This window comes from Caballeronia sp. PC1 (assembly GCF_021353155.1).
GTDB classification, from domain to species: Bacteria; Pseudomonadota; Gammaproteobacteria; order Burkholderiales; family Burkholderiaceae; genus Caballeronia; species Caballeronia cordobensis.
Genome location: NZ_JAJUBH010000002.1, coordinates 886614 through 899700, shown reverse-complemented (window position 1 = coordinate 899700; position 13087 = coordinate 886614). Strand labels below are relative to the sequence as shown.

9 protein-coding genes are annotated in these 13087 nt (G+C 67.4%); 2 read left to right on the top strand and 7 right to left on the bottom strand.

The genetic code is table 11. From position 1 onward, the window contains the following. Positions 1-26: 26 nt before the first annotated feature. The 7 genes from LY284_RS20045 to cobA all read right to left on the bottom strand — a co-directional run bounded on the left by LY284_RS20045 (position 27) and on the right by cobA (position 8645). The gene (locus tag LY284_RS20045) at positions 27-2816 is read right to left on the bottom strand and encodes an Hsp70 family protein (RefSeq protein WP_233387752.1); all 2790 of its coding nucleotides are present in this window, start codon (positions 2814-2816) and stop codon (positions 27-29) included. Then, a complete protein-coding gene (locus tag LY284_RS20040) occupies positions 2817-4709 on the bottom strand; it encodes an Hsp70 family protein (protein ID WP_233387751.1) in 1893 nt (630 codons plus the stop codon). After that, positions 4706-5317, bottom strand: a complete 612-nt coding sequence (locus LY284_RS20035; RefSeq protein WP_045454607.1) for a DUF2760 domain-containing protein — start codon at positions 5315-5317, stop codon at positions 4706-4708. Before LY284_RS20035 ends, LY284_RS20040 begins: the two co-directional genes overlap by 4 nt. A 297-nt stretch (positions 5318-5614) precedes the next feature. Next, a complete protein-coding gene (locus LY284_RS20030) occupies positions 5615-6100 on the bottom strand; it encodes an adenosine-specific kinase (protein ID WP_014251043.1) in 486 nt (161 codons plus the stop codon). Between the two features lie 45 nt (positions 6101-6145). Further along, positions 6146-7267 carry a CmpA/NrtA family ABC transporter substrate-binding protein gene (locus LY284_RS20025; protein WP_233387750.1) on the bottom strand — a complete coding sequence of 374 codons (1122 nt, stop codon included), beginning with the start codon at positions 7265-7267 and terminating at the stop codon, positions 6146-6148. Positions 7268-7282: 15 nt separating this feature from the next. Next, on the bottom strand, positions 7283-7855 hold the full coding sequence (locus tag LY284_RS20020) for an ANTAR domain-containing response regulator (protein WP_014251040.1): 573 nt from the start codon (positions 7853-7855) through the stop codon (positions 7283-7285). 10 nt (positions 7856-7865) lie between these two features. Continuing rightward, positions 7866-8645 (bottom strand): uroporphyrinogen-III C-methyltransferase, encoded by a 780-nt coding sequence (cobA, locus tag LY284_RS20015; RefSeq protein WP_233387749.1) that lies wholly within the window; start codon positions 8643-8645, stop codon positions 7866-7868. A gap of 574 nt (positions 8646-9219) precedes the next feature. Here cobA and LY284_RS20010 point away from each other — a divergent pair. Both LY284_RS20010 and nirB read left to right on the top strand, forming a co-directional pair. After that, on the top strand, positions 9220-10545 hold the full coding sequence (locus LY284_RS20010; protein WP_053569551.1) for an MFS transporter: 1326 nt from the start codon (positions 9220-9222) through the stop codon (positions 10543-10545). Between the two features lie 12 nt (positions 10546-10557). Continuing rightward, positions 10558-13080, top strand: a complete 2523-nt coding sequence (nirB, locus tag LY284_RS20005; RefSeq protein ID WP_233387748.1) for a nitrite reductase large subunit NirB — start codon at positions 10558-10560, stop codon at positions 13078-13080. Positions 13081-13087 lie beyond the last annotated feature (7 nt).

Sequence of the window (13087 nt, the reverse complement as noted above, 5' to 3'; positions counted from 1 at the left end):
TCTGAGAGCGAAGCATTTCGATGCGTTCAGCGGATGAGCTTGAGCCCCGCCGGCAGCGTTTCGCCGAACACGCGCCCCTCGTCGGCGCGATCGAGCTCGACGGTCTCGCGCACCATCGCGATCCACGCCGCCGGTGCGCCCATCGTGTCGAGGCGCTGGACGACGGCCAGGCGCGCATCGTCGGGGAGATCGCGCGAGCGGTCGCCGGTCATGCGCGCGATCTGCACGGCGGCGAACGCGGCGGGATCGACCTTCTTCCAGTCGAGCGCGAGGAGCGCATCGAGCCATGCGACGGCGATATCCGGCGGCACGACGCCGTGCGCGCTGCCGTAAAAGGGCGCGCGCGCGCCGATGCGCCCGAGCGCCCACCAGCTCTGCACGTTCTCCGAAGGTTTCCTGAGGCGCGTGAGCAGCCATTCGCCGGCTTCGATCTTGCGTTCGACCGGCACGCGTTCCAGCGACGCCGCGAGCCGCACCATGTCCTCGTAACCCGCGCGCGCCGCGCCCGCCGCCTTGCGATAGCGGCTCGTGCCGGGCGGCTGGAGCACGAACGCCATGTCGTCCAGAAGCCGCAACTGCGCAGCTTCAGGCAGCCCGCCCGCCGCGCGGCGCCAGAGCGTCCACCATTCGGACCAGATCTGGCTCTCGTTGCTGTACTGGATGCCCTGATCGAAGAGCGTCCATAACTGCTCGACGCGCCATTCGTCGAGCGGATGGCCGAAACCCGGCCGCATGCAGTAGCCCGCGAGATTGAGCCACAGGCGCTCGTGATCGGCGCTGCGGCGGCGTTTCTTCGCGCGCTCGAACAGCGCGCCGAAGAGTTCACGCAAGAGCGCGATGTCCCAGCCGTCGCGCGCGCCGAGCGCCTGTTCGAGTTGCGCCCGCAGGCGCTTGACCTCCTTCGGGCCGACGTCCTGCGACTTCGCGCCGAACGTGCGGTCGATCAGCTCGATGGCTTTCGGCAACGCCGGATGCGCTTCGCTCGCGGTCTCGTCGCTGTCCTGCCCGTCGCGGCGCAACTGAAACTCCAGCAGCCAGCGCCGGGCGGGATCGTCGACGGCGATGCAGTGCATCTCCAGCGTGCCGACTTCGGTGAGCGACGTGGTCAGTTGCACCGCCGTTTCGCTCGCCTTGCCGTGGCCCGCGGCGCGCGGATCGACGACCGTCGCGATCGGCGGCAGGCGCACGAAATCGCCCGATGCGGCCGCGAGGTCCGCCAGTTCGCCCGCCTTGAACCCGGCCTCCGCCACCGATGACGCCAGGTGAAAGCGCACCGGCGCGCCGAGCGTGAGCGCGAACGTGCGGTCGGCGAGATGGATCGGCTGGCCTTCCTCGGTGCCGCGCGGCAGCACGCAGACGCCGCGCGCCGCGCTGGCGTCGTCTTCGAGCAGAAGGAAGAAGCTGCGCGCCGAGCCGCCGCCGATCCTGGGCGCATGGCCCGCGCGCGCGAGCGCATAGGCGACCGCGCCGCGCGCGACGGCGACATCGGGATGGCCGTTCGCGAGCACGTTGACGGCTTCGCCGCGCCATGCCGAGAGCGTATCGGCGATGCGGCGCGCGAGCGGATCGGCGCGAAACACGCCGCCGTTCAGGAGCAAGGTGTCCGGAATGGCGGGCGTTTCGGCTGGCGCGTCGAGCGCCTTGCGCGCCTCGCCCGCGTGCTGGCCGAGAAACGCCGCGACATGCCGCGTGATGGCCGCGTCGCTCGCATAGGGCAGCCCGAACTCGACGATGCCGCTACGCGCGCGCGTCGGCCGGTCGCTCGCGGACACCATCGGAAAGAAGCCGTCGACGATGATCCGTTCGAGTTCGTCGCGCGTCACATCGGCCGAACGCGCGCCGCCGATGAGCTTCGAACCCGCGCCGAGCAGCGTGATCGACGCGGATGCGGGCGCACCGTCTCCCAGCAGTTGCTCCTTCGCGGCGCGGCAGCGCTCGACCAGTTCCGACAGGCGCGCCGCCGAAAGCCGCGTCTCGCCGCCCGTGAGCCGCTTCTCGACGAGATGCGCGAGCGCGAGATCCATGTTGTCGCCGCCGAGCATCAGATGGTTGCCCACGCCGATGCGTGTCAGTTCGGGCTCGCCATCCTTCATGGCGACCTGGATCAGCGTGAGGTCGGTCGTGCCGCCGCCGACATCGACGATCAGCACGAGACGCGTCGCGGCGAGTTCGTCCGTCAGCGTCGCGCGATGATGAAACAGCCAGTCGTAGAACGCGGCCTGCGGTTCTTCGAGCAGCCGCAGCGTGTCGAGGCCCGCCATGCGCGCCGCTTCGAGCGTCAGCGCCCGCGCGCCTTCATCGAAGGAAGCGGGCACGGTCAGCACCACGTCCTGCTGGTCGAGCGGCGCATCGGCAAAGCGCTCGTTCCACGCCGCGTGCACGTGCGCCAGATAGCTCGCGCTCGCGATCACGGGCGAGATTTTCTCGACGTCGTCGCCCGCGCCCCACGGCAAGATCGGCGCGAGGCGATCGACCGCCGCATGCGACAGCCAGCTTTTCGCGCTCGACACGAGGCGGCCGGGCACCTGCGCGCCGAGCGCGCGGGCAAACCGGCCGATGACCGCGGGGGCTTCCATCTCGCCCCACGGCAATTGCAGATCCTCGGATTTGAGCTCGCCCGGCGCGTAGTGATAGCGCAGCGAAGGCAGAAGCGGCTGGGCCGCGACTTCGCCCGCGCCCACGAGCTGCTCGATCTCGAACACGCGGATATCGTGCGAGCCCGTTTCTGCATAAGCGACGACGGTATTGCTCGTTCCCAGGTCGATGCCGACGCTGTAGCGCGCACGCGCCGCCGCTTTTTTCTTGCGCGTGGACACTTACAGGCCCATGCCCTGATCCACGCCCGAGTTCGCCCCGCCGCGCACGTCGAACTCAACTTTCCAGCGCTCGGACGAGCCGCGCGGAACCGCTTCGAGTTCGAGCGTGCCCGCTTCGGTCACGCGCGCGTGCAGCTTGACGGGCACGACTTCGCCCGGCGTGCGGCCTTCGGGCGGCAGCGATGCCTCGATCTCTTCGAGCTCCTGCAATTCGTCCGGCTGCCAGTAGTCGAGCAGCGTGCCGACCGTGTCCTGACGCCGCACCGACGAGCCGAAGAAGCGGAAATGCACCGGCTCGCCGACCACCAGCCCGAATTCCTGTGCGGGCAAGGCGGCGTCGGTGCCTTCCTCCATGCCGAACGGCGCGACGCACAGCGCCTGCACGGGCGGCTCCAGCCCGGGCACGGCGGGCATCGCCGATTCGACCGCGACGTAGTACGCGCGCGCCGTGCCGCCGCGAATGCGCACGCCCTTGCCGCGCCGCACGTAGCCGTAATAAGCCGCGCCGCGCGCCACCGCCAGATCGAGATCCGCGCCTTCGAGCAGACGCGCGGGCGGCGCGTTCTCGGCGGCGAGCCATGCGTTGAGCGTCGTCATCACGCGTTCGACGAGCAGCGGCGACTTGAACACGCCGCCGTTAAAGAGCACGGCGGTCGGGTGCAGCAGCGTCGCGCCCTGCGGTGCTTTATGCTGCAAGCCTTCGACTTCCGCCAGCGCATTCACCTGACGGCCGAGGAACGCGGCGAGATGGCGCGTGACGGCGGCGTCCTGCGCATACGGCAGACCGAGTTGCGTCAGACCGACGCGCGCGCGCGAAACCGGCCGCGCGGCGGCATCGACTTGCGGGAAAAAGCCTTCGAGCAGGATTTGCGTGAGCTCGGCGCGCGTCAGTTCGGTGCGCAGCGACCCGCCGATCAGCTTCGAGCCGCGGCTCGGCACGACGAGCGGCACGGCGTCGGTCGATGGATCGGACAGCAGCGTTTCCTTTGCCGAGCGGCACGCGTAGGTGAGCGCGCGCAATTGCCACGGATCGGCTTGCGTGCCCGCCGCCGCCAGCTTGCGCGCGACGGTGTGCGCGAGCGCCAGGTCCATGTTGTCGCCGCCGAGCAGGATATGTTCGCCCACCGCCACGCGATGCAGCTCCAGATTTCCTTCGCGCTCGACGACCGCGATCAGCGAAAGATCGGTCGTGCCACCGCCGACATCGACGACGAGAATGACATCGCCTACCTTGACCTGCTTGCGCCAGCCGCCCGCCGACTTCTGAATCCAGCTATACAGCGCGGCCTGCGGCTCTTCGAGCAGCGTCATGCGCGTGTAGCCGGCAGCCGCCGCGGCTTCGGCCGTGAGTTCGCGCGCGGCGGGATCGAACGACGCGGGAATCGTCACGGTCACATCTTGCTGATCGAACGGCGCATCCGGATGCGCGTGATTCCACGCCTCGCGCAGATGGGTGAGATAGCGCACCGAGCTTTCCATCGGCGAGACGCGCTCGACTTCCTCGGGCGCATCCGACGGCAGAATCGCCGCGCGGCGATCGACGCCCGGATGACACAGCCAGCTTTTCGCGCTGGAGACGAGGCGGATCGGCGTGCCCGCGCCGCGCGTGCGCGCCAGCTCCCCGACGATGAACGTGCGCTCTTGCGTCCACGGCAGCGTCAGATCGCCGGGCGCGAGCTCGTTTTCATGCGGCAGATAGAGAAACGAAGGCAGCAGGTCGCGCTCTTCGGCGGCGCCGGGCGCGGTCAGTTGCGAAACAGGAAGCACGCCTTGCGCGGTTTTTTCGCCGTCGCTCGCGCTCATGTCGACATAGGAGAGCGCGCAGTGCGTCGTGCCGAGATCGACGCCGATCGAATAGCGCGCCGGGTTTTCGTTCGAGTTGATGTCGCTCACAGTTCCACCTCCGCCGGCGCGACGATGCTCGCATCATGGGACGGCGCGAGCTTCGGCAGGCGCGTGTCCTCGACCTTCCATCCACGATGGCTGATGCTGCCCGAAAAGGGCGGTTTGCCGACGACATTGCCCGTGAGGCGCACGGCGGCGGCGTCGAAGCCTTCCTGCAGCGTGATGCGGCTGCCTTCGGCTTCGCCGCGCACCGGCTTGATCGAGAAATGCTCGCGCAGCACCGCGCGGCAGCCGTCGTGCACGAGGCGGGCGGCCGCGCCGATATCGGCGTCGCTGTATTGGGCGATGTCTTCCTCGACGAAATCGATGAAACGCGCGTCGCGCTGCAAGAGGCCGAGCAGTTGCAGCGCGGCGACGGGGCTGGCTTCCTTCAGCGCGGAAGGCGCGGGCTGCACGGGCGCGGCGGCCGGCTTCGGCGGCTGCGGCGCTTGCGGCTTCTCGGGCGCGGCAGGCGCGACGGGCGCGGCTTCGGGCGCGAGCGGCGCTTCGCGCAGGCGCTGTACGCGGCCCGCGAACGCCGCATTGCCCAGAATGCCGAAGAAGGCGCCGAAGGCAATGCCAATCCTGCCGAAAAAGCCTGGGTTCATATCGGTCATGTGATGCTCCTGTTGGCCGCGCGAGGACGACCTTATCCTCGGGCGGCGCGGGTGGCCGGTGTTCGATGCCGTATCGGCGGGGTTGATGCCGGGAATCTTAAGACGTGTGGGCGCGGCGGTTCAGCGGGCCGCGGCACACGAACGAAAACGCCAACGGCGTTTATACCGTATCCCGATATTGTCCATGATGCCGCGCCCCGGATCGAAAAAAGCGCCGTAACGGGTGCGCGCGGGCGTCATTCTCGTGATTTGCCCGCTCAAGTCAAGGTTCAGGCCTCAGGGTTCAGGCGTCAGGGCTCAGGCCTTGTAGCCGATCTTGCGCAGCAGATCCTTGCGCCACTGCACGTCCTCGGCCGTTTCGACGCCGAGCGGCGGCAGCCCGTCGATCACGCCGACGATCCCGCGTCCCTGATCCGTCTGCGCGACGAGCACCTGCGTCGGATTGGCGGTCGCGCAGAAGATGCGGCACACCTCCGGCACGTTCTTGACGGTATTGAGCACGTTGACGGGAAAAAAGCCGTCGCCGAGCACGATGATGAAGCTATGCCCCGCGCCGATGCGCTGCGCGTTGCCCGCGGCCATCTCGACGAGCGCGTCGTCCGTGCCCGACGTGCGCACGAGCCGCTTGCCCGACGCCTCGCAGAACGCGAGCCCGAAGCGGATGCCGGGCACCGCGCCGACGAGCGCCTCGTGCAGATCCTCGACCGTCTTGATGAAATGCGACTGGCCGAGGATGAAGTTGGTGTCCTCGGGCTTGTCGATGGCGATGGCGAGCAGTTCCATGGCGAATCTCCGGTACGCGCTGGAGATTCCATGGTAGGCGCTTTTCTACGCGCGCACGCCGAAGCCCGCGACGTAAGCCGCCGCATCGTTGCCGTCCCAGACGCGGCCGTCGCAGAACGTCGCCGCGCGCCGCTCGCCGGGCACCGCGATGCCCGCGGCCTGCGCCGCCTCGCGGTAAAGCGCGGTCTGATTGACGGCCCGCGCGATGGCGGCATCGTCGAGACCGGCGTCGAGCATGCCCCAGCGCCGGTATTGCGTGATGAACCACAGGCCGTCCGATATGCGCGGATAGTTGACCGCGCCGTCATCGAAGAAACGCAGCGGCAGCGCGCGCGCATCGCCGCCGTCGGGCGCGGCGAGGCGCGGCTCGATCAGCGCGCGCGGCACGCCGAGCAGCGCGGGCGACGCCAGCGCCTGCGCGATGTCCGCGCGATGCCCGGCCGTATCGAGCCAGGCGCACGCATCGAGCAGGGTGCGCACGAGCGCGCGCGCCGTGTTCGGATTGAGCGCGACGAAATCGCGCCGGCACGCGAGCACCTTTTCCGGATGATCCGGCCAGATCTCGCTCGTGTACGCGACCGTCCTGCCCGCGCCGCGCGCCTCGGCCACCGCGTGCCACGGCTCGCCCGCGCAGAAGCCGTCGAGCGCGCCTTCGACGAGCGCATCGGCCATGCGTGGCGGCGGAATCACGACGCTTTGCACGTCGCGCAACGGATGCACGCCGTTGGCCGCGAGCCAGTAGTACAGCCACATCGCGTGCGTGCCGGTCGGAAAGGTCTGCGCGATGACAGGCTTGCGGCCGAGCGACGACAGCGCGTCTTTGACGCTCGCGCCGTCGCGGATCGCGTCGGCGAGCGGGCCCGACAACGTGATCGCCTGACCGTTGCGATTGAGGACCATCAGCACGGCCATGTCCGCCTGCGGTCCGCCGATGCCGAGCTGCACGCCGTACACGAGCCCGTAAAGCGCATGCGCCGCGTCGAGTTCGCCGGAGAGCAGCTTGTCGCGCACGGCGGCCCACGAAGGCTGACGGCATAGCTCGATGGTGATGCCGTGGCGTGCGCCGAGTTCGCGCAGCGCGGCGACGGCGAGCGGCGCGGCATCGGACAGCGCGACGAAGCCAAGCCGCAGATGCGTGCGCTCGGGCTGGGAAGAAGTGATGTTCATAAGATGTCGGTGAACCTAGAGCAGATCGGCCAGCGCGAGCAACTGGCGCGCGATTTCCGCGACCTTCACGCCCTGATCCATCGCGCGCTTGCGCAGCGCCGCGTACGCCTCCTGCTCGGACATGCCGCGCTTGTCCATCAGAAGACGCTTCGCGCGGTCGATGACCTTGCGCTGTTCCAGTTCGTTCTCCACTTGCGCGAGGCGTTGCCGCAACTGTTCTTCGTGTGCGAAGCGCGCGAGCGCCACCTCGATGATCGGCGCGAGCCGCGCGCTCGCGAGTCCTTCGACGGAATACGCAGTCACGCCCGCGCCGACGGCCGCGCGAATGAACTGCTGATCGGCGTCGTTGCTGAACATCAGCACGGGACGCGGCGCGGCCTTGTTCATCACCGCGAGCTGTTCGAGCGTGTCGCGCGAAGGCGATTCGGTGTCGATGATGACGACATCCGGTTTCTGACTCTCGACGGCCTCGTGCAGCGCCGACGGCGCGGCGACTTCGGCGAGCATCTCATAGCCCATGCGCGCGAGCTGCTCGCGCAAATCGCCGATGGGTTTGTCGGTGTCGGTGACGAGAAGAACGCGCAGCATGCGCGCCGCTTCACGCGGCATGGGCGAGTCCTTTGGTGTCGGCGGCACGCGCGGCGGATGGGAATGCGAATTCCGCCGCTTCACCGATCGCCCCGCCAATGAGAATCACCGCCGGACTGCCGAGGCCAGCCGCGGCGGCTTCCTGCGCGAGCCGGTCGAGCGTCGTGACGAGGCGCTTTTCCATCGACGATCCCGCGTTCTGCACGATCGCCGCCGGCGTGCTTGCGGGCAGTGCATCGGAGAGCGCCGCCGTGAGGCTCGCGATGCGGCTCATGCCCATGTAGATCGCGAGCGTGGTGCCGGTTGCGGCGAGCGCGGCCCAGTCCGGCTGACCGTGATCCTGCATGTGCGCGGTGACGAAGGTCACGCCCTGGCAATGATCGCGATGCGTGAGCGAGATGCCGAGTCCCGCCGCCGCCGCGAAGCCCGACGACACGCCGTTGACGATCTCGACCGCGATATGCGCGTCGCGCAACGCCGCGATCTCTTCGCCCGCGCGTCCGAAAAGCAGCGCGTCGCCGCCTTTCACGCGCACCACATGCAGCCCTTTCTTCGCGTAACGCTGCATGAGGCGCTGAATGAAGGCCTGCGGCGTCGATCTGCAACCGCCGCGCTTGCCGACGCGAATCACGCGCGCATGCGGCGCGAGCGTAACGATGTCGGCGTTGGCGAGATCGTCGAGCAGCAGGATATCGGCGGCGGCGAGCGACTTCGCGGCGCGCAAGGTGAGCAGATCCAGATCGCCCGGGCCCGCGCTCAACAAGGTGACTTTGCCTGTGGTGGTGCTCATCGTTGCTTCCTGATTCTTTGCGTAGTGGGGCTGCATCGGCGCGGCAAACGCCGAAAGCGTCCGCTCGTGCCGCTGCACGAAGGGACGCCATTGTCCTTGCTTTTCACGTCGTCGTGCCGCGCGCGCCGTTGCTCGCGGCGCTTTCATCAATGCAATAAGCGGGCCATTGGACACTATGCGCCTCTTTCGCACTGCCGTTGTGCGTGGATCTCATGCGCGGCACCGGTTGGACGCGAACGTGCCTCGCGCAGGCGAACCGTCTCGCATGAATCGAACGCACGGCATCAGTGCTGCGTCGCACCATCGCTGTGCCCGGCTGCATCGAAACATGACGCGCATCGCGGGTGCATTCGCGGTGCACGCATCGCTCAGACCCATACGCAGCAATGCTTTCCAGCCGATAGCGAGCGCATGGCATAGGCCTTGCCTTATGCCGTGTCATCGGATCAACGGCGATCCGTCCTGAATACAGCGCCCGGCAGGTTGCAGCCATGCGGGCATCGGACAACGGCGTCCCCCGCATTCGGCCAACCGGTCGCATGCGCGGGACGCCTTTCTTTTTTTGGGAAGGACGATGGACAAAGCCACCCGGATCGATCTCTTCAGCATGCGCAGCGCGCCGATGCGCGCGTTCCATCTCACGTGGATGGCGTTCTTCGTGTGCTTCTTCGCGTGGTTCGCGTGCGCGCCGCTGATGCCGCTCATCAAGCGCGAGTACGGTCTCACGGCGGATCAGATCGCCAACATCAATATCGCGGCGGTCGCCGTGACGATTCTCGTGCGGCTCGTCGTCGGTCCGATGTGCGACCGCTTCGGCCCGCGCCGCGTGTATAGCGCGCTGCTGCTCGCCGGTTCGCTGCCGGTGCTCGGCGCGGCGCTTTCGACGGGCTACGACAGCTTCCTGTGGTGCCGCCTCGCGATCGGCGCGATCGGCGCGAGCTTCGTCATCACGCAGTACCACACGTCGGTGATGTTCGCGCCGAACGTCGTCGGCACCGCGAACGCGACGACCGCCGGCTGGGGCAACGCAGGCGCGGGCGCGGCGCAGGCGATCATTCCGCTCCTCGTCGCGGCCGCGATCGCGCTCGGCGCGGGCGAAGCATCGGCATGGCGCGTCGCGCTGATCGTGCCGGGCATCGCCATGCCGGTCATGGCGTACTTCTACTGGCGCTACACGCAGGACTGCCCGCAAGGCGATTTCGCGACGCTGCGCCGCGCGGGCATCGCGATCGACGGCGGCAAGAAGGGCGGCTGGCAGAGCTTTCTCACGGCGTGCGCGAACTATCGCGTGTGGATGCTCTTCGTGACGTATGGCGCGTGCTTCGGCGTGGAAGTGTTCATCCACAACATCGCGGCCATCTATTACGTCGATCACTTCAATCTCACGCTCGGCCAGGCCGGCATGGCCGCGGGCAGCTTCGGCCTGCTCGCGCTGTTCGCCCGCGCGCTCGGCGGCTGGCTGTCCGACAAGGCCGCCGCGAAGCGCGGTCTCGACATCCGCGCGACGCTGCTCTTCGCGTTGATCGCGGGCGAAGGCATCGGCCTCTATGCGTTCGCACATGCATCGAGCGTCGTGAGCGCCGTCGTCGCGATGCTCGCGTTCGGTCTCTTCACGCACATGGCTTGTGGCGCGACCTACGCGCTGGTGCCGTTCATCGATCGAAAGGCGCTCGGCGGCGTGGCCGGTGTGATCGGCGCGGGCGGCAATGTCGGCGCGGTCGCGGCGGGCTTCCTGATGAAAGGCCTCGGCAACGCGCAGGCGACGCTCTCGATGCTCGGCGTGATCGTCGCGGGCACGGCGCTGTGCGCGCTCGCCGTGCGCTTCTCGCCGGAACACAAGGCACGCGAAGCCGCGCTGCGCGAAAGCGCGCTCGCAGCGAACAATGTCGTTGCAAACTAAAAAGGTATCCTGATGAAAATCGTCGTCATCGGCCACGGCATGGTCGGCCACAAGTTCCTCGAATGTCTCGCCGAGAGCGGCCCGCAGGCGCTCGACGTGACGGTGCTGTGCGAAGAACCGCGCGCCGCCTACGATCGCGTGCATCTCACCGAGTTCTTCACGGGCAAGTCGGCGGACGATCTTTCGCTCGTGCAGGAAGGCTTTTTCGAGCAGTCGGGCTATGTGCTGAAGCTCAACGCGCGCGCGGTCGCGATCGATCGCACCACGCGCATCGTGACCGCATCGAACGGCGATGTGCTGGCGTACGACAAGCTCGTGCTCGCGACCGGCTCGTATCCGTTCGTGCCGCCGGTCGAAGGCCGGGACCGCGAAGGCTGCTTCGTGTATCGCACGATCGAGGATCTCGAAGCGATGCAGGCCTTCGGCGCGCGCGCGAAGACCGGCACGGTGATCGGCGGCGGCCTGCTCGGGCTGGAAGCGGCGAAGGCCTTGCGCGACATGGGGCTCGCCACGCATGTCGTCGAATTCGCGCCGCGCCTGATGGCCGTGCAGGTCGACGACGGCGGCGGACGCGTGCTGCGCGGCAAGATCGAAGAGCTCGGCGTGACGGTGCACACGGGCAAGAACACGCTCGCGATCGTGGAGGGCGAAGGCGCGGTCAATCGCATGAATTTCGCCGATGAAACGCATCTCGACACCGACATGATCGTGTTCTCGGCAGGCATTCGTCCGCGCGACGATATCGCGCGCGAGGCGGGTCTCGAGATCGGCACGCGCGGCGGCATCGTGATCGACGACGCATGCCGCACGAGCGATGCCGATATCTTCGCGATCGGCGAATGCGCGCTGTGGAAAGGGCAATTGTTCGGCCTCGTTGCGCCCGGTTACGACATGGCGCGCATCGTCGCCAAGCAGATCGCAGGCGCGGATGCCGCGTTCGCGGGCGCGGACATGAGCACGAAGCTCAAGCTGATGGGCGTCGATGTGGCGAGCATCGGCGATGCGCACGGCAAGACGCCGGGCAGCCGCACGTATCAGTACAGCGACGAGCGCAAGCAGGTCTACAAGAAGCTCGTCGTGTCCGATTGCGGCAAGTTCCTGCACGGTGCCGTGATGGTCGGCGACGCGACGGAATACGGCACGCTGCTGCAAATGATGTTGAACAAGATCGAATTGCCCGAAGCGCCCGAGTTCCTGATCCTTCCTTCGAGCGATGGCAAGGCAAAGCCCGCGCTCGGCGTCGAAGCCTTGCCCGAAGCGGCGCAAATCTGCTCGTGCAACAACGTGAGCAAGGCGGAAATCTGCGCGGCGGTATGCGCGGGCGCGACGAGCATTGGCGCGATCAAGTCGTCGTGCAAGGCGGGCGCGTCGTGCGGCGGCTGCGTGCCGCTCGTCACGCAGGTGATGAAGTCGGAGATGAAGCGGCAAGGCCTTGCCGTGAACAACCATATCTGCGAGCACTTTCCGTATTCGCGTCAGGAGCTGTATCACATCGCACGCGTGGAAGGGCATCGCACATTTGGCGCGCTGCTCGCGAAGCATGGCAAGGGGCGCGGCTGCGATATCTGCAAGCCGGCGGTCGCGAACATTCTCGCATCGTGCTGGAACGAATTCGTGCTTAAGAAGGAGCACGCGAGCCTGCAGGATTCGAACGATTACTACCTCGCCAACATTCAACGCGACGGCACGTATAGCGTCGTGCCGCGCATGCCGGGCGGCGAAGTGACGCCCGACGGTCTCATCGCGGTCGGTCAGGTCGCGAAGAAGTACGGCCTCTATACGAAGATCACCGGCGGCCAGCGCGTGGATATGTTCGGCGCGCGCGTCGAGCAGTTGCCCTTCATCTGGGAAGAGCTGATCGACGCGGGCTTCGAATCGGGCCATGCCTATGGCAAGGCGCTGCGCACGGTGAAATCGTGTGTCGGCTCGACGTGGTGCCGCTATGGCGTCGGCGATTCGGTCGGTCTCGCGATCGAACTCGAAAACCGGTACAAGGGCCTGCGCACGCCGCACAAGATCAAGTTCGGCGTGTCGGGCTGCACGCGCGAATGCGCCGAAGCGCAAGGCAAGGACGTCGGCGTGATCGCGACGGAAAAGGGCTGGAATCTCTACGTGTGCGGCAACGGCGGCATGAAGCCGCGTCACGCCGAACTCATCGCCTCCGATCTCGACCACGACACGCTCGTGCGTTACATCGACCGCTTTCTGATGTTCTACGTGCGCACGGCGGACCGCCTGCAACGCACGAGCGTATGGCGCGACAACCTCGAAGGCGGCCTCGACTATCTGATCGACGTGGTCATCAACGACAAGCTCGAGATCGCCGCCGAACTCGAAGCGGAAATGCAGCTCGTGGTCGATACCTACGAAGACGAATGGAAGAAGGCCGTCACCGATCCGCATACGCGTAAGCGCTTCCGTCACTTCGTCAACAGCGACGCCGGCGATGCGAACGTGACGTTCGTCGAAGAGCGCGGCCAGATTCGTCCCGCGACGCTGGAAGAACGCAAGTCGAAGATCGTCGAAACCGTCTAACGCCCAG

Excerpts from the sequence above, each read along its gene's own strand:
- LY284_RS20025 (WP_233387750.1), bottom strand. The coding sequence starts at position 7,267 with ATGAACATCACTTCTTCCCAGCCCGAGCGCACGCATCTGCGGCTTGGC.
- LY284_RS20020 (WP_014251040.1), bottom strand. The coding sequence starts at position 7,855 with ATGCTGCGCGTTCTTCTCGTCACCGACACCGACAAACCCATCGGCGAT.
- LY284_RS20035 (WP_045454607.1), bottom strand. The coding sequence starts at position 5,317 with ATGACCGATATGAACCCAGGCTTTTTCGGCAGGATTGGCATTGCCTTC.
- LY284_RS20010 (WP_053569551.1), top strand. The coding sequence starts at position 9,220 with ATGGACAAAGCCACCCGGATCGATCTCTTCAGCATGCGCAGCGCGCCG.
- nirB (WP_233387748.1), top strand. The coding sequence starts at position 10,558 with ATGAAAATCGTCGTCATCGGCCACGGCATGGTCGGCCACAAGTTCCTC.
- cobA (WP_233387749.1), bottom strand. The coding sequence starts at position 8,645 with ATGAGCACCACCACAGGCAAAGTCACCTTGTTGAGCGCGGGCCCGGGC.
- LY284_RS20030 (WP_014251043.1), bottom strand. The coding sequence starts at position 6,100 with ATGGAACTGCTCGCCATCGCCATCGACAAGCCCGAGGACACCAACTTC.